The organism is Pseudooceanicola endophyticus, from assembly GCF_018760365.1.
GTDB classification, from domain to species: domain Bacteria; phylum Pseudomonadota; class Alphaproteobacteria; order Rhodobacterales; family Rhodobacteraceae; genus Pseudooceanicola; species Pseudooceanicola endophyticus.
Genome location: NZ_JAHIAB010000007.1, coordinates 183,040 through 199,817 on the forward strand (window position 1 = coordinate 183,040; position 16,778 = coordinate 199,817).

Consider the following 16,778-nt stretch of genomic DNA (forward strand, 5'->3'; position numbering starts at 1 on the left):
CTTGCATGGGGCGCAGGCCCCGGGGAACCGGCCTTGACGCGCCGATGCCGGGGAAGAGGCTTGGCGGCCACGCCCCCGCTGGCTAGAACGATACACCCGAGCCATGGAGGACCCGTTGGACAAGACCGCCCCCGCAACCGCCGCCCGCATCGCCTCTCGAATCGCGGAGGAGATCGGCGCCCGCCCCCAGCAGGTCACCGCCGCCGTGGGCCTTCTGGACGAGGGCGCAACCGTCCCCTTCGTGGCCCGCTACCGCAAGGAAGTGACGGGGGGCCTGGACGACACCCAGCTGCGCACCCTGGCCGACCGGCTGTCCTACCTGCGCGAACTGGAAGACCGCCGCGCCGCCATCGTCAAAAGCATCGACTCTCAGGACAAGATGACCGACGCGCTGGCCCGTTCCATCGCCCAGGCCGATACCAAGGCCCAGCTTGAGGACATCTACCTGCCCTACAAGCCCAAGCGCCGCACCAAGGCGATGATCGCCCGCGAACGGGGCCTTGAGCCGCTGGCCGAGGCGATCCTGGGCGATCACGGCAAGGATCCCGAGGCGCTGGCGCAGACCTACCTGAACGCAGAGGTCGCCGACGTGAAGGCGGCGCTGGACGGGGCGCGTGACATCCTGACCGAACGCATGGCCGAAGATGCCGACCTGCTGGGCCGCCTGCGCGGCTGGATGCAGCGCGAGGCCGTGCTGAGCGCCAAGGTCGTGCCCGGCAAGGAACAGGAAGGCGCCAAGTTCTCGGACTATTTCGCCCATGCGGAAAACTGGTCCAAAGTCCCCAGCCACCGCGCCCTTGCCATGCTGCGCGCCGCCAACGAGGGCATCCTGACGGTCGAGGTCACGCCCCCCGAAGACGCCGCCGAGCGCCCCGTGGAGATGATCTCGGCCCAGCTTCATGCCTCGGGCAACGGCCCCGGCGATCAATGGCTGCGCAAGGTTGCCGGCTGGACCTGGCGGGTGAAACTGTCGCTGTCGATGACGCTGGACCTGATGTCGGACATGCGCACCCGCGCCCATGAAGAAGCGATCACCGTCTTTGCCCGCAACCTCAAGGACCTGCTGCTGGCCGCCCCTGCCGGCACCAAGGCGACGCTGGGCCTTGATCCGGGCATCCGCACCGGCGTCAAGGCCGCCGTGGTCGATGCCACCGGCAAGCTGCTGGCAACCGACACGCTCTACCCGTTCCAGCCCAAGAACGACGTGCGCGGCGCCCAGCAGGGCATCCTGGCGCTGATCGCGAAACACGGGGTCGAACTGATCGCCATCGGCAACGGCACCGCCTCCCGCGAGACCGAGAAACTGGTCGCCGATACGCTGAAGATGATCCCCGACCACGTGAAGAAACCCCAGAAGGTGGTGGTCAGCGAGGCCGGCGCCTCGGTCTACTCGGCCTCGGAACTGGCGGCCAAGGAATTCCCCGGCCTCGACGTCAGCCTGCGCGGCGCGGTGTCGATCGCGCGGCGCCTGCAGGATCCGCTGGCGGAACTGGTGAAGATCGAACCGAAAAGCATCGGCGTCGGCCAGTACCAGCACGATGTCGACCAGCACCGGCTGAGCAAATCCCTGGAAGCGGTGGTCGAAGATGCGGTGAACGCCGTGGGCGTCGATCTCAACACCGCCTCGGCGCCTCTGCTGGCCCATGTCTCGGGCCTCGGCGCCTCGCTCGCCGAAGCCGTCGTCGCGCATCGCGAGACGAACGGCGCCTTCACCTCCCGCAAGGAGCTGCTGAAGGTCTCGCGCCTCGGGCCTAGGGCGTTCGAGCAATGCGCGGGCTTCCTGCGCATCCGCGACGGGGCCGAGCCGCTCGATGCCTCCTCGGTCCACCCCGAGGCCTATGGCGTCGCCCGCAAGATCGTGACCGCCTGCGGCCGCGACCTGCGCGACATCATGGGCCGCCCCGAGGCGCTGAAGGGCCTGCGTGCGGAACAGTTCGTCGATGACACCTTCGGCCTGCCCACCGTGCGCGACATCCTCTCGGAGCTGGAGAAACCCGGCCGTGACCCCCGCCCGACCTTCAAGACCGCGACCTTCGCCGAAGGCGTCGACCAGATCACCGACCTGAAACCCGGCATGGTCCTCGAGGGCACGGTCACCAATGTCGCGGCCTTCGGCGCCTTCGTCGACATCGGCGTGCACCAGGACGGCCTCGTCCACGTGAGCCAGCTTGCCGACCGTTTCGTCAAGGACCCGCACGAGGTCGTCAAGGCCGGCGACGTGGTCAAGGTCACGGTGACCGAGGTCGACGTGCCGCGCAAGCGCATCGGGCTCACCATGCGCAAGGACGGCGGCGCCTCCGCCAAACAGGAGCGCACCTCCCGCGACGCCCAGCCGCGACGCCCCGGCCCGGGTCCGAAACCGCGCGGCTGCAAGCCCCAGCACAGCGCCGGCCCGAAATCCGATGCCCCGGGCGCCCTCGGCGCGGCCCTGCTGAACGCGATGCGCAAGAAGTGACGCGAAGGGGGCGGCCCCAGAGCCGCCCCCATTTTCTTGTTCAAAATACCTCGGGGGAGTCCGCCGCAGGCGGACGGGGGCAGCGCCCCCTCCTCGCCCCGCTTCCGCCCGCTATCCCGTCACGCCAGGTAGGTCCCGAACCACTCCAGCGTCCGCGACCAGGCCAGATCCGCCTGTTCGGGATCGTAGCGCGGGGTGGAATCGTTGTGGAACCCGTGGTTGGCGCCCTCGTAGACATGGGCCTCGTAGGTCTTGCCCGCCGCCTCCAGCGCCGCCTTGTAGGCGGGCCATCCCGCATTGATGCGCTCGTCCAGCCCGCCGTAATGGATCAGCAGCGGCGCCTCGATCCGCGCCACGTCCTCCGCTTTGGGCTGGCGCCCGTAGAAGGGCACGGCCGCGCCCAGATCGGGGAAGGCCACCGCCGCCGCATTGGCCACCCCGCCGCCATAGCAGAACCCGGTGATTCCCACCTTGCCGGTGGTCATGTCGCTGCCCTGCAGGTAGCGCACCGCGGCCAGGAAATCCTCCAGCAGCTTGCCCTGGTCCAGCTGGGACTGCATTGCGCGCCCCTCGTCGTCATTGCCCGGATAGCCGCCCAGCGGCGTCAGCCCGTCGGGCGCCAGCGCGATGAAGCCGGCCTTGGCGACCCGGCGCGCGACATCCTCGATATAGGGGTTCAGGCCGCGATTCTCATGCACCACCACGACGGCGGGCAGCGCCCCCGAGACCCCGGTCGGACGCACCAGGTAGCCGCGCACCTCTCCATGCCCCCGAGGCGAGGGATAGGTGATGTATTCCGGATGGATATCGGGATCGGTGAAGGACACCTGCTGCGCCAGGGCGTAATCGGGCTTCATCGCCTCGTAGATCGCGGCAGCGGACAGGCCGCCCACGGCAAAACCCCCGGCCTTCTCCAGGAAGGCCCGCTTAGAAATCATCCCATGGGCATACTGGTCGTAGAGATGCAGCAGTTTCGGGTGAAAATCGGCAGAGGTCAGTCGGGTCACGGCAGGCTCCTGTCTGGGATGATGTCCCATTAGCTGCCGCCGAATGCCCCTGGGTCAAGCCTCCCTTTCCCGGGAGGCCCCGGAGGGCGCCCCTCCGCCGGTCCCCCGCGCGTCGCCCCCTTGGGACCGACGAAAACCAGCCCCCGGCATTACAAATCCGGGGGTCCGTAAACCCGTTGGGCGGCCATGACGGCCGTCAGCGCGCGGCGGTCAGCGTGCCGCGTGATCCCTGCGGGCCACCCGTGCCGGCACCAGGCTGGCACGGCGGCGCAGGGACAGAATCCCGAGGCCCAGCACGCAGACCGGTGTCGCCACCACATAGGCCAGAATCCCGCCCAGCAGCCCGCCTCCGGCCATCCCGGTGCTGACCGCGATCACCAGACCCAGGCCGCCGCCCGCGATTGCCAGACCGAAGCCGCGCGCCGCAGCCAGGGGCTCCGTGCCGTCCTGCATGATGCCATGCCGGGACTGTTCACGATCCGGGACCGTGAACTTGTTGCTGTCGAAAGCCATCTCTTCCCTCCAAGCTTCTCCCCAAGCTTGCAGAGGTTATGTTAACGGCTTCTTTCCTCCCGGCCAATCCCCCGGATCCGATTATCGCGATTTCGACAGATCCGGCGAAGCCCGGTGCCCTCCCCCATCGGCTCTGGCCTCGGGCGCGCGCGGGAACAGTCGCGCCACCCTTGCGCCCAGACGGTCGATATAGGTCAGCAGCACCGGCACCACGACCAGCGTCAGCACCGAGGAAGAGATCAGCCCGCCGATCACCGCATGGGCCATCGGCGCGTTCTGCCCCGAGCCGCCGTGGATGTTCAGCGCCAGCGGCAGCATCCCGAAGATCATCGCCAGCGTGGTCATCACGATGGGCCGGAACCGGGTATGGCCGGCCTCGACGAGGGCGTCGAACAGGTGCATCCCCGCCCGCACATGCTGGTTGGCGTTGTCGACCAGCAGGATGGCGTTCTTCACCACCAGCCCCATCAGCATGATGAACCCGATGGCCGAGAACATGTTCATGGTCGAGCCCCCCACCAGCAGCCCCAGCATCACCCCCACCAGCGCCAGCGGCAGCGAGGACATGATGGCAAAGGGTTGCAGGAAGCTGCCGAACTGCGAGGCCAGCACCATGTAGATGAAGATCAGCGCCAGCAGCAGCGCGGTGCCGGCGGTGGCCGAGGTCTCGGCAATGTCCTCGGCATCCCCGCCCATCGAGGCGGTGTAGCCCGGCGGCAGCGCCAGGGCGGCGATCTTCTTCTTCACCTCGGGCGTCACGTCGCCGGACTTGCGCCCGTCGAGGTTGGCCTCCACCGTCACCGCGCGCTGGCGGTCGATGCGGGTGATCTCTCCGGGGCCTTCGACGGCGGTGATCTGGGCGATCTGGTCCAGCCGCACCGTGCCCGAGCCATCGGAATTGGCGACGATCGGCAGGCTGCCAAGCGCCGTCGGATCATCGCGGAAGCGTTTCGGCAGCCGCACCGTCACGTCGATGGAATTGCCCTCCGGATCGGTCCAGTCGGCAACGCTCGATCCTTCCAGCATCGGGTTCAGCGCATTGCTGACCTGCGTCATGGAGACGCCCAGGTCCGACGCCGCGTCCCGGTCGATGCGCACCGCCAGCGTCGGCTGGGGATCATCCAGCGTGGTGCCCACATCCACCAGCCCCGGGATGGAGCGCATACTGGCGGCCAGCTGATCGGCCAGCCGGCCCAGCATGTCCAGGTTCTCACCGTAGATCTTCACCTGCACCGGGGCGGCAATGCCACCGATGCCCGGGTCGGCGGCGACCTTGTACTTGGCGCCGGGCACCGATTTCAGCGCGTTGCGCACCGGGCCGGTCATCTCCTCGGGGGTGCGGGTGCGCTCCTTCGGATCGCTCATCAGCGCATAGACCGTCGCCACGTTGGGAGAGCTCTGGGTGCCCGAATTCACCGTCGCATAGGTGGCCGTCACCTCGGGGAAGGCGCGCAGCACCGCATCGACCTGGGCGATCTTCTCGGCGGTGCGGTCCAGGGTCGATCCGACCGGCGTGGTCAGCTCCACCTGGATCTCTGAGTTGTCGGCGGGGGGCACGAATTCGGTGCCCACCAGCGGGAAGGTCAGGATGCCGGCCACGAAGGCGCCAAGCGCGGCCAGCAGCGTGGTCTTGCGCCAGCGCAGGCAGACCCGCAGCAGCCGGGTGTAAAGCCGGCCCAACCCCTCGAAGGCGCGGTCGAACTGGCCGATGGCGCGGCCCACCCGGCCCCGTTTCGCCCCCGGCACCGCCGTCGGATCGTACCAGACCGAGGACATCATCGGGTCCAGCGTGAAACTGACGAAGAGAGAGATCAGCACCGCGACCGACACGGTGATGCCGAATTGCAGGAAGAAGCGCCCGATGATGCCGTCCATGAAGGCCACCGGCAGGAAGACCGCGCAGATCGACAGGGTGGTGGCCAGAACCGCCAGGCCGATCTCGTTGGTGCCCTCCAGCGCGGCGGTGTGGTGGTCCTTGCCCATGTGCAGGTGGCGCATGATGTTTTCGCGCACCACGATGGCATCGTCGATCAGCAGGCCCACCGACAGCGACAGCGCCATCATGGTCATCATGTTCAGCGTGAAGCCCAGGAAGTAGATCGCCGCCATGGTCCCGATGACCGAGATCGGCAGCGTCAGCCCGGTGATCACCGTGGAGCGCCAGGAGTTCAGGAACAGGAAGACGATGACGGTGGCCAGCGCCGCCCCCTCGACCAGCATGGAGCGCACGGAATGGAAGCTGTCCTCCACCGGCTTGGCATTGTCGCGCAGGATCTTCAGGTCGACGCCGTCAAACGCGGCCTCGCCGCGCATCTTGGCCAGTTCCTTGCGCACGTCCTCGGCCACGCCCACGGTGTTGGCGCCCTGCGTCTTCACCACGTCGATGGCCAGCGCCCGCTTGCCGTCCAGCATCGCCAGGCTTTCGGGTTCGGCCAGCCCGGTGTCGATCCAGGCCACGTCCGCCAGCCGCACCGGCACGCCGCCGCGCTTGGCGATGATCACGTCACCGAAATCCTGCAACGCGCGGATGCGGCCCTGCACCTGCACCGATTGCTCGGCCCCGCCATCGCTGACCGATCCCGCCGGCAGGTCGATGGTGTCGGACGCCAGCGCCGCGGTCACCTCGGTCACGCCGATGCCAAGGGCCGCCTGGCGATCCGGATCCACATCCACCTGCACCTCGCGCGGGCGCCCACCGACGACCGAGGCCCGCCCCACCCCGTCGATATTGGCCAGCCGGGTCGCGATGTCGTCCTCGGCCATCTGGGTCAGATCCCCGACCCCGACGGTGGAAGAGCTGATGCCGATCGACAGGATCGGCAGCTCGTTCGGGTCGAAGCGCAGGATCTGCGGCGCCTCGGCGGCATCCGGGAAGTCGCCGGCGATCTGGTCGACCTTCTCGCGCACGTCCTGGGCGGCGGAGGCGCTGTCGACCTCGAGCTGGAAGGTCAGCAGCACGATGGAAGAGCTGGTCTGCGCCGTGCTCTCGATCGTGTCGAGCCCCGAGAGGGTCGAAACCGCCTCCTCGATGGGCTTGATGATGTCGCTTTCCACCGCCTCAGGGGTGGCGCCGGGATAGGAGGTGACGACGGCGACGATGGGAAAATCGACATTGGGCAGCTGCTCGACCGGCAGGCGGGTGTAGGAGAACAGGCCCACCACCAGCATCGCCAGCATCATCATGGTCGCAAAGACCGGCTGGCTGACGGAAATGCGCGTCAGGATCATGGGATCACTCCGTCTGCGGCTCTGCGATCACGTGGATCGCGGCCCCGGCGCGCAGCCCTTCCAGCGGCTGGGCGACAATGATGTCGCCGGCGGCCAGCCCGGAGGAGACTTCGGTGACGCGCCCGCCCTCCCAGGTCCGGGCCGTCTGCACCGCCTGGCGCGTCGCCACGCCGTCGACGACCTTCAGCACATAGGTCCCCTCCGGGTCCTGGCGGATTGCCTCGCTCGGCACGCCCAGGGCATCGGCCTTGGTCTCCATCACCAGCAGGCCCGAGGCGAACATGCCGCCGCGCAGCTGGGTGTCGGGATTGTCGAGGCCGACATAGACCGGCAGCATCCGCGTGCCGGAGGCGGCCACCGGGTTCACCCGGTCCACCACCCCGGTGAAGGCGGCATCGCCCAGCCCCTCGACCGTCAGCTCGACCCGCTGGCCGGCATGGATGCCCGGGGCATAGCGCACCGGCACATCGGCCTCGAACTCCATCCGGGTCAGATCGACGATCGAGAACAGCTCCGTTCCGGTGGCGACATAGGCCCCCGGATCGACATCCCGCTCCGAGATCATGCCGCTGAAGGGCGCGGCAATGCGGGCCTTGGCAATGGACTCCTCGGCACTTTCCACCTGGGCCTCCAGCGCCTTCAGGCTGGCGGCCAGCTGATCGACGCTGGCCTGATCGCTGTCCAGCTCGCTGGTGGCGACGACGCCGCGCTTGACCATGCTGCGGGTGCGCTCCAGCTGGGTCTGGGCCAGGCGCAGCTGGGCGCGGGTCGCCTCGGCATTGGCGCGCTGCTGGTCCAGGGTGTTCTCCAGCGTCTCGGTGTCGATCTGCGCCAGAAGCTGACCGGCCTGCACCCTGTCACCGGCACGCACCGCCACGCTTGCCAGCCGCCCCGACACCTCGGCCGAAAGATGCGCCTGGGTTTCCGGCGCCAGCGATCCGGTGACCTTCACCGTGTCGCGCAGCTCGGCGGGCTGCACCTTTGCCAGTTCCGAGGGCAGCATCTGAAGGGTGATCTGAGGGCTGTCGGTGCCGGTGGCGGCCCCGGGCGCGGGCGTGCGGTCCTGGCGCAGCCAGAGCGCGCCGCCCCCCAGCACCACCAGCCCCAGCACCACCCAGGGCCAGCGGCGGCGGCGCGGCTTCAGCCCGCGCGCGGCACGCGCCTGATCGGCGCGCTCGCGTCCGCTGAGCGCCCAGTCGGGTTTCTCGGGTCTGCTGGTTCCGTCAGCCATGTCGTCTCCGGTCGGGTACGGTCTCAGGGGTGGTCCGGGTCGGGGGCAGCCGGCAGGCCGTCCTCTCTGCCCGGCACGGCCCGTGCGTTGTCGATGTAATGCGCCGAACTGCGGTAGAAGGCGGCCAGCTCCAGCACCCGCCCCCGCGCCGCGCCCTGCCCCGGCGCGAACCGGGCCGAGAGCGCCTCGATCCGGGCGGCGTTGCGTCGGAAGCGCCCGGCAAGGGTACGCAGGACCGGGGCGTTTGGATGTGCCGCCAGTTCGTAAAGATCATGGCGCCCGCCCACCGGCGACACCCGTTCCAGCATCCCCTGCGCCGCCAGCAGCCGCGTGTTGGTCGAGACCGAGCCCTTCGAGACCCCGAGCGCCCCGGAGATCTGCCCCAGCGTGCGCGGCGCCCCCTCCAGCAGCAGGTAGCCGAAGACCTGGCCGGCAATGCGGGGCTTGCCCTGTTCCTGCATGACAAGGCCCATGAGTTCGATGAAATCGGTGGCGGCGTCGGTTGTCATGGGGGGACACTGGCAGAGGCGTTCCATTGGTTCAATTGGCACTGAACGGACCGAATGCGACAAATCCGACAGGAAATCGCGGTCCGGAGATGACCGCGGGACCGCGGTTCTTGCAGGTCTTACGGCCCCCGCTCCGTCTCCCTACGCCGAGGCGCGCCGAATGCGGTCGGCGCGGGCGATCAGGCTGTCCTCGGCGGCGCTGAGCGGCGCGACCTTGCACTGCGAGAGCCGCGCGGCCTCTTGCGCGGGCAGGCCCAGCACCCGCAGGATCGCCGCCACGGCCTCTTCGGCATGAGAGGGGTGGCCCTCGATCTCGTGGACCATGACGTTGAACATGCCCGCCTCGATGAATTCCAGCGCCAGGTGCATCGGCATGGTGCAGAACCGCCCCGTGCGGATGCCCCAGCCCAGGTAGTCCGGCATCAGCTCGTGAACCAGGCTGCCGGGGCCGCCGCCCTGGCGCCCCATCCGGGCATGGAACTGCGACAGAAGGGGATAGCGGCGGAAGGTTTCCACGAAGGTCAGCAGGTCGCTGGCCAGGGATTCGGCAGGATCCTTCACGCCCGGCTCGGCCGACAGCACCAGCGCCACCAGTTCGCGCACCACCGTCATCTTGGCGTCCTGAAGCGCGTCCTCAAGCTGGGTGTAGTAAGTGTAGAAGGTGCCCCGGGACAGGCCCGCCCCGGTCACGATATCCTCGATCACCACGTTTTCCGGCCCCTTGGCCGCAATCGCCAGCACGGCGGCCTCCACCAGCCGGGCGCGGGTCTTTTCCCGGCGGGTGGCGGCGGTGATCTGTCGGTGGTCCGGTCTCACCCCTGCTCTTCCTTCGGCGGACGCACCCCGAAGACCGCGCAGTAAAGCGCCGGCGCGAACAGGAGCGTGATGATCGTGCCCGCGATGATCCCGCCCATCATGGCATAGGCCATCGGGCCCCAGAACACCTGCCGCGAGATCGGGATCAGCGCAAGGCTTGCCGCTGCGGCGGTCAGCAGGATGGGCCGGGCGCGGCTGTCGGAGGCCTCAAAGACCGCCTCCCAGCGGGTGCGCCCCTTCGCCAGCAGGTCCTTCACCTCCTGGAACAGGATGACCGAGTTGCGGATCAGGATGCCGATCAGCGCCAGCACGCCCAGGATCGCCACGAAGCCCAGCGGCGCCCCCGATGGCAGCAGAGCCGCCACCACCCCGATCAGCCCCAGCGGCGCCACCGCAAGGACCACGATCATCAGCCGGAAGCTTTGCATCTGCACCATGACGAGGGTCAGCATGATCAGCAGCATGATCGGCACCACCGCCAGGATCGGCGCCTGGCTTTCACCGCTGGATTCCACCGCACCGCCCAGGGCGATGTTGTAGCCCGCCGGCATGTCCGCGCGGAACGCCTCTACCTTCGGCGCCAGATCCGCGACGATGGTGGCGGGCTGGGTATCGCCCAGAACGGCGCCCTCCACGGTGATCGTCGGCACCCGGTCGCGCTGGTAGATCACCGGCTGCTCGGTCGTCCATTCCAGCTTGGCGAAGGAGGACAGCGGCACCGGTTCGCCATCGGAATTTCCGAACTGGAGGTTTTCGAGCGTTTGCAGCGTGCTGCGGTCGCCCTCGACGCCGCGGGCCAGCACCTCGACCAGCTTGTCGCCGTCGCGCAGGTCGGTGACCGAGGACCCCGAGAAGAGCTGGTAGAGCACATTCGCCACGTCCTGCTGGGTCAGCCCCAGCTGGCGCAGCCGCGCCTGGTCCAGCTGCACCCGCACCACCCGGGCCGGTTCGTTCCAGTCCAGGCTGATCGCGGTCAGGCGGGGGTCCTGCCCCAGCACGCCGGCCAGCTTGCGCGCGGTGTCGCGCAGCACTTCCGGATCATGCCCCGACACCCGGTACTGCACCGGCTTGCCCACCGGCGGACCAAGCGAGAGGAACTTGGGGAAGAACTCCACCCCGGCGGTGCGCGCATCATAGGCGCGGATCTTCTCGGTCAGGGCGTTGCGGGCGGCAAGGCCCGGGGTCATGATCACCACCTGTCCCATGCTGGGCGTCGCGGTCGGCGCATCCAGCGTCAGGATGAAGCGCGGCGCCGCGCGGCCCACATAGGCGCTCCAGTAGGTGGTTTCGGGCTGCTGGGCGAGCCAGGCCTCGAAATCCGTGATCGCCTTGTCGGTGGCGGCGAAATCGGCGTTCTGGCGCAGCGTCACGTCGACCAGCACCTCGGGGCGGTCCGAGGTCGGGAAGAACTGCTGCTCGACCCGGCCCAGCCCGACGACGGAGGCGGCGAAGACCAGCACGGTCAGCAGGATCGTCACCCATTTGAAGCGCATCGCCAGGCGCAGCGCCCGGTGGAAGCCCCGGCGCAGGCGGCCCGGCGCATGGGCGTCGTGCTTCTTCATGCTTTTCGGCAGGAAGGTCGCCCCCAGCACCGGCGCGAACAGCACCGCGACGATCCAGCTGAGCACCAGAGAGATCGCGATCACGTAGAACAGCGAGCGGGTGTATTCCCCCGCCTGAGAGCTGTTCAGCCCGATCGGGATGAAGCCTGCCACCGTGACCAGCGTGCCGGTCAGCATCGGGAAGGCGATGGAGGTCCAGGCATAGCTGGCGGCCTTCACGCGGCTCTCGCCCTGCTCCATCCGGCTGATCATCGTCTCGATGGCGATCATCGCATCATCGACCAGCAGGCCGAGCGCGATGATCAGCGCGCCCAGCGACACCCGTTGCAGCGTCACCCCGATGGCATCCAGGATCACGAAGGTGATCGCCAGCACCAGCGGGATTGCCAGCGTCACCACCATGCCCGCGCGCACCCCCAGCGACACGAAAGAGACGATCAGCACGATGATCACCGCCTCGGCCAGGGCCCGCACGAAGTGGTTGACGCTGTCGTCCACCACATGGGGCTGGTCGGCGACGCGGGTCATCTCGATCCCCACGGGAAGCTCGGCCTGCACCTTGTCCATCAGCGTCTCAAGCTGCTTGCCGAAATCCAGGATATTCTCGCCGTCGCGCATCCCGATGGCCAGGGCGATGCCCTGCTTGCCATCCACCCGGAACAGCGCGGAGGGCGGATCCTCGTAGCCTGCCGTCACCGTCGCCACGTCCGAAAGCGTGAAGAAGGTGTCGCCCGCGCGCAGCGGCGCATAGGCCATCTCGTCGGCGGATTTGAAGTTGCCGGAGGTGCGCACCAGGATCTGCTCGGCCCCGGTGTGGATGATCCCCGAGGGCACGATGGCATTCTGCGCCGCCAGCGTGTCCAGCACCGTCTGCTTGTCGAGGCCAAGCGCGGCGAGGCGGGCATTGGAGAACTCGATATGCACCACCGGGTCCTGTGTGCCGACCAGTTCGACCTTGCCGGCGGCGGGCAGTTGCAGCACCGCGTCGCGGACTTCGTCGACCTTCTCCTCCAGCTCGCGCGGGGAATAGCCATCGCCGGTGAAGGCGTAGATGGAGCCGTAGACATCGCCGAAGTCGTCGTTGAAGCCGAAGCCCTGGAACTCGTCCGGCATCTGGCTCTTGATGTCCGACATCATCTGCCGAACCCGCAGCCAGATCTGCTCCACCTCGTCGCCCGGCGTGGTGTCGCGCAGCTCCACGTAGACGACGGCCTGGCCCGGATAGGTCACCGAATGGGTGTAATCGAGCGTATCAAGCTCCTGAAGCTTCTTCTCGATCCGGTCGGTGACCTGGGTGACCGTCTCTTCCGCCGTGGCACCGGGCAGCGTGCCGGTGATCACCATGGTCTTGATGGCAAAGCTCGGGTCTTCCTCGCGGCCCATGGAGCTGTAGGCATAGATCCCCGCCACCATCGAGATCAGCATCAGGAACCAGATGAAGGAACGGTGGTTGAGCGCCCAGTCGGACAGGTTGAACTTGGTCATTCTTCACGGGCTCCGACGATCTGGCCTGCTTTCAGCGATCCGGCGCCACGGGTGACGACCTCGTCGCCCACCGCGATGCCGCTGCGGATCTCGACCCGGGTGCCCAGCGGGGCGCCCAGCGTCACCGTCACGGCCTGCACGGCCCGGCTTCCGGGGGTGACGCGCCAGACGCTGGGGGCATCGGGCGTGCCGGCAATGGCGCTTTTGGGCAGGGTGATCACCTCTTCGCCGGTGACGGCATAGGTGGCGCGCACCAGCGATCCGATGCGGAAGGCGGGAAGGCCCGGGCCCTCGGCGATGCGCAACCGCAGGGTCCTGCCGCGCAGCCTGTCATCGGCCACCGGCTCCACCAGGCGCAACGTGGCGCGGGCGGTTTCGGCATCGCCCTCCTGCCGGCGCAGGGTGAAAACCGCATCCGGCGGCAGCACCGAAAGGAATTCGGCCGGCACGTCAATCACCGCCTCCCGTCCCGTCAGATCCGCCAGCGTCAGCACCGTGGTGCCCGAGGCGACCACAGTGCCGACCTCGACCGGGCGGGTCAGGATGATGCCGTCCGAGGGCGCGGTCAGCGTGGCGTAGTCCAGCGCATCCTGAGCGCTGTCCAGGTCGGCCTGGGCCGAGGTCACACTGGCAGCCGCGGAATCGTAGCTGGCCCGGGCGGATTCCAGATCGGACTGGCTGGCGATGTTGCGCGCCTTCAGCGATTGCGTGCGCTCCCAGCTGGTGCGCGCGTAATCCGCCTGCGCCTGCGCAGAGGACAGCGCCGCCTGGGCGGCATCCACATCCTGTTGCAGCGTCACCCGATCCAGCGTCGCCAGCACCTGGCCCTTCTGCACCCGGTCCCCCACCTGCACCGGCAGGGTCGCGATGCGGCCCACGGTCTGGAAGGCCAGGTCGGTTTCATGGGCGGCCTCGACCTCTCCGGGGAAGGCGCGTTCGCGTGTCGGGTCCGCCGTCACGATTTCCGAGATCACCGGGCGGGGCGTTGCGGCGGCCCCGGTATCTGTCCCGCTCTCTGCCCGGGTGTCCGCCTGTGCGGGCAGCGCCAGCAGGGCCAGCAGCGCAAGGGTCATCGGCGCCTTCATGGCTGCACCTCCTGTCCGGCTACGGTCCGGCCCGGGTAAAGCCCCTGGGCGCCCTGCCCCACCACGACCTCTCCGTCCTTCAGCCCGGAGGCCACCAGGATCGAGTCGTCGGTAAAGGCCGAGATGGTGATCGCACGCAGCGACACGGTATTGTCCGCGCCCACCACCCAGACCGCCGGCCCCTCCGCGGTCGAGGTCAGCGCCGTCCAGGGCACCGTGATCTCGGGCGGCAGCGGGAAGGTCAGCATCCCCTCGACCGCCTCGCCGATGGTCAGGGTCCGGGCGCTGTCCTCGTCGATGCGGGCCTTGGTGGTCACCGTGCCGTTGTCGGCCACCACCGGAGAGATTTCCGAGACCGTGGCGGTGACCGCCTGGCTGCTGTCGCCGGTCACGGGCCGGATCGACACCCGCGCGCCAAGCGCCTGGTCCAGGTCCTCCATGTCGGGCGCCAGAAAGACCGCCTCGCGCCCCGAGACCCCGGCCAGCGTGACGATGGCGGTGCCCGCGCTGACCACCTGCCCCGGCTCGGCCGAGCGTTCGGTGACCACCGCATCCTCCACGGCGCGCAGCACGGTATCCTCCTCGGTGCGGCGGGCGGCGGCCAGCTGGGCCTGGGCCTGGTCCCGCGATCCCTTCGCGGTCAGGTAGCTTTCGGTCGCGCTGTCCAGATCCGCCTGGGTGCCCGAGCCGCGCTCCAGCAGGCCCTGCGCCCGGTCCCGCGCCTGCCGCGCCTGCACCAGCGAGGCCTCGGCCGCCTGCAGCGCCGCCTGGGCCGAACGCAGGCTGGCCTCGGCCTGCTTGGGATCGATCCGGGCGATCTCCTCTCCGGCATGGACCACGTCGCCCACATCCACCGAGACGGAAATCACGCGGCCGCCATCGCGAAAGCCCGCCGAATAGCTTTCAAGCGCCTCGATCGTGCCGGACAGGCGGAAATCGCGCAGCGGCGTCACCGTCTTCACCGGGACCAGCTGCACCGGCAGGGCATCGCCCGCCAGAACGGCGCAGGGGGCCGCCAGCGCCAGCGCGCAGAGGGCAGTTGCGGTCAGTAAGGTCCTCATTCCGGCCTCCGGTCGGGTGGCTTCGGGCAGCGCACGCCGCCTTGCCCGCAGGCCCGGCCACATGTCGCCTTCACCTCGACTCACATTGACGTCATTGTCAAGTTGACACGGATGTCAGTTTGTCGCGGGGCGGAAACCCGACAAATTTCTCGACGGAAACGGGGCAAGATCCCGTATCATTGCGAAACCTGCCCGCAAAACCGCCCTGCCCGCCGCCCGAGAAGGACCCTTTTGCCATGCGCGTGATGCTGAGACTCGTGATCGTCGTGACCCTGACACTGATGGCGGCTGGGCTGGCGATCTTCGAGGGAGAGCGGCTGTGGCGCGCCGTGACCGCCGGGGCGGAGGGCGCGGGCCAAGGTGCCGGCGGGCCGCCGGGCATGGGCGGGCTCGGACGCGGGACGGGCGGCTACAGCGCCCCCGAGGCCAGGGTCGCCACCACCGCGCCGACCCGCGTCACCCCCGAGATCGCCGCCTATGGCCGGCTGGCGGCGCAGGCCCGCGCCAGCGTCTGGGCCCCCGCCGCGGGCACCGTGGCCCTGGTCCGCGACGGGCTGGCCGACGGCACCCGCGTCCCCGCCGGAGCGCTGCTGGTGCAGCTGGACGATGCCGCTGCCGGCACGGCGGTGCAGCTGGCAGAGGCGGCGCTGCACCGCGCCCGGCTGGCCCAGGAGGAGACCACCCGCCAGGCCGAGGCGACCCGCGCTGACCTGGACCGGCAGCAGCAGATCCTGGAGATCCGCCAGGCCGAGGCCCGGCGCATCCGGACACTGCTGGACAAGGGATCGGGCGTGCAATCCGACCTCGACAGTGCGCGGCTGGCAGTGATCGACGCCGAGCAGAGCCTGGTCGACAGCCGCAACATCCTGGCCGAGCTGGCCAATACCGCCCGCCAGGACGCGCTGGAGGTTTCCGATGCCGGGGCCGAGCTGGCCAGCGCGCGGCGCGCCCTGGGGGATCTGGGCATCCGCGCCGGGATCACCGGGGTCTTTCACGGCACGGTGCCGGTGGTGGGCGAGGCGCTGTCCTCGGGGGCCGAGCTGGGCGTGATCACGGATCTCGACCACCTGCAGGCGCGGCTTGATCTGACCGCGCAGGAGATCGACCGCATCCAGGCCCCCGGCGGCGGGCTGCAGCCGCTGGCGGTGACGCTGCAGAGCCCCGGCGGGACCCGCAGCTACCCGGCGGTGCTGTCCCACGTGACCCTGGCCGAGGATGACACCACCGGCACCGCCCGCACCGTGATCGCGCAACTCGACCCCGCCGGCTGCCCCTGCCCCCTGCCCGGCAGCTTCGTCACCGCGCGGATCGCGGAGCCGGCGCTGGAGCAGGTGGTCGTGCTGCCCGCCACCGCCCTGTCGGTCGATGGCAAGGCGCTGGTGCTGGGCCAGGACGACCGGCTGCGCGAGGTCCAGATGACCGTGCTGCGCCGGCTGGGCAACAATGTCGCCGTCGCGGCCCCCGAGACGCCGCTGACCTACGTGCGCGAGCGCAGCCCGCAGCTGGGCGCCGGGCTGCGCGTGCGCCCGGTGCCGGCCGAGACCGCCACAGAGGCCGCCACAGAAGCCGGGGGGCAGGCCGATGCCGGGGCCCCGGTGCCCGGGACCCGCGCCACCGGCCTGGCCGGACCCGGCGCGTCCCGCGCCGGCTCCGGCGGCGCCCCGGACGGACCGATGGTGCCCCTGGACGACAGTCGCCGGGCCGCTCTGGCGGCGCAGGTCCGTGCCTCGGACCTGTCGGAGGGCGCCCAGGCGCGGATGCTGGCGCTGCTGCGCCGCGACGAGGTGCCCCAGGGACTGATCGACCAGCTCTCGGCAGGGAACTGA

Annotated in this window: 11 protein-coding genes; 2 read left to right on the forward strand and 9 right to left on the reverse strand. The window is 69.3% G+C overall.

What is annotated here, in order from left to right; genetic code table 11:
- Nucleotides 1-103 precede the first annotated feature (103 nt).
- Nucleotides 104-2,455 carry a Tex family protein gene (locus tag KM176_RS13915; RefSeq protein WP_160893987.1) on the forward strand — a complete coding sequence of 784 codons (2,352 nt, stop codon included), beginning with the start codon at nt 104-106 and terminating at the stop codon, nt 2,453-2,455.
- A 119-nt stretch (nt 2,456-2,574) separates the two neighbouring features.
- On the opposite strand, the gene yghX is transcribed toward KM176_RS13915, so the two are convergent.
- The 9 genes from yghX to KM176_RS13960 form a co-directional block, all read right to left on the reverse strand.
- Entirely contained in the window at nt 2,575-3,492 is a 918-nt protein-coding gene (gene yghX, locus KM176_RS13920; protein WP_202397797.1) for a YghX family hydrolase, read from the reverse strand.
- Nucleotides 3,493-3,672: 180 nt separating this feature from the next.
- A complete protein-coding gene (locus KM176_RS13925; RefSeq protein ID WP_160893983.1) occupies nt 3,673-3,975 on the reverse strand; it encodes a hypothetical protein in 303 nt (100 codons plus the stop codon).
- An 81-nt stretch (nt 3,976-4,056) separates the two neighbouring features.
- Nucleotides 4,057-7,203: an efflux RND transporter permease subunit gene (locus KM176_RS13930; RefSeq protein ID WP_160893982.1), complete on the reverse strand. Its 3,147-nt coding sequence runs from the start codon at nt 7,201-7,203 to the stop codon at nt 4,057-4,059.
- Between the two features lie 4 nt (nt 7,204-7,207).
- Entirely contained in the window at nt 7,208-8,434 is a 1,227-nt protein-coding gene (locus KM176_RS13935; RefSeq protein ID WP_160893980.1) for an efflux RND transporter periplasmic adaptor subunit, read from the reverse strand.
- Between the two features lie 23 nt (nt 8,435-8,457).
- Nucleotides 8,458-8,943 (reverse strand): GbsR/MarR family transcriptional regulator, encoded by a 486-nt coding sequence (locus tag KM176_RS13940; protein ID WP_202397796.1) that lies wholly within the window; start codon nt 8,941-8,943, stop codon nt 8,458-8,460.
- Nucleotides 8,944-9,084: 141 nt separating this feature from the next.
- A complete protein-coding gene (locus KM176_RS13945) occupies nt 9,085-9,759 on the reverse strand; it encodes a TetR/AcrR family transcriptional regulator (RefSeq protein WP_160893978.1) in 675 nt (224 codons plus the stop codon).
- Nucleotides 9,756-12,806, reverse strand: a complete 3,051-nt coding sequence (locus KM176_RS13950) for an efflux RND transporter permease subunit (RefSeq protein WP_160893976.1) — start codon at nt 12,804-12,806, stop codon at nt 9,756-9,758. Before KM176_RS13950 ends, KM176_RS13945 begins: the two co-directional genes overlap by 4 nt.
- Nucleotides 12,803-13,891 carry an efflux RND transporter periplasmic adaptor subunit gene (locus KM176_RS13955; RefSeq protein ID WP_160893974.1) on the reverse strand — a complete coding sequence of 363 codons (1,089 nt, stop codon included), beginning with the start codon at nt 13,889-13,891 and terminating at the stop codon, nt 12,803-12,805. Before KM176_RS13955 ends, KM176_RS13950 begins: the two co-directional genes overlap by 4 nt.
- Nucleotides 13,888-14,952, reverse strand: coding sequence for an efflux RND transporter periplasmic adaptor subunit (locus KM176_RS13960; protein WP_160893972.1), 1,065 nt, complete (start codon nt 14,950-14,952; stop codon nt 13,888-13,890). The genes KM176_RS13955 and KM176_RS13960 overlap by 4 nt, the downstream gene beginning before the upstream one ends.
- A gap of 245 nt (nt 14,953-15,197) precedes the next feature.
- Here KM176_RS13960 and KM176_RS13965 point away from each other — a divergent pair, with 245 nt between their 5' ends.
- The gene (locus tag KM176_RS13965; protein ID WP_236045321.1) at nt 15,198-16,778 is read left to right on the forward strand and encodes an efflux RND transporter periplasmic adaptor subunit; all 1,581 of its coding nucleotides are present in this window, start codon (nt 15,198-15,200) and stop codon (nt 16,776-16,778) included.

Bases quoted from the DNA above. Each gene is read 5' to 3' on its own strand.
- KM176_RS13935 (WP_160893980.1), bottom strand. From the start codon at position 8,434: ATGGCTGACGGAACCAGCAGACCCGAGAAACCCGACTGGGCGCTCAGC.
- KM176_RS13915 (WP_160893987.1), top strand. From the start codon at position 104: ATGGAGGACCCGTTGGACAAGACCGCCCCCGCAACCGCCGCCCGCATC.
- KM176_RS13930 (WP_160893982.1), bottom strand. From the start codon at position 7,203: ATGATCCTGACGCGCATTTCCGTCAGCCAGCCGGTCTTTGCGACCATG.
- KM176_RS13960 (WP_160893972.1), bottom strand. From the start codon at position 14,952: ATGAGGACCTTACTGACCGCAACTGCCCTCTGCGCGCTGGCGCTGGCG.
- KM176_RS13925 (WP_160893983.1), bottom strand. From the start codon at position 3,975: ATGGCTTTCGACAGCAACAAGTTCACGGTCCCGGATCGTGAACAGTCC.
- KM176_RS13955 (WP_160893974.1), bottom strand. From the start codon at position 13,891: ATGAAGGCGCCGATGACCCTTGCGCTGCTGGCCCTGCTGGCGCTGCCC.
- KM176_RS13950 (WP_160893976.1), bottom strand. From the start codon at position 12,806: ATGACCAAGTTCAACCTGTCCGACTGGGCGCTCAACCACCGTTCCTTC.
- KM176_RS13940 (WP_202397796.1), bottom strand. From the start codon at position 8,943: ATGACAACCGACGCCGCCACCGATTTCATCGAACTCATGGGCCTTGTC.
- KM176_RS13965 (WP_236045321.1), top strand. From the start codon at position 15,198: ATGCTGAGACTCGTGATCGTCGTGACCCTGACACTGATGGCGGCTGGG.
- yghX (WP_202397797.1), bottom strand. From the start codon at position 3,492: ATGGGACATCATCCCAGACAGGAGCCTGCCGTGACCCGACTGACCTCT.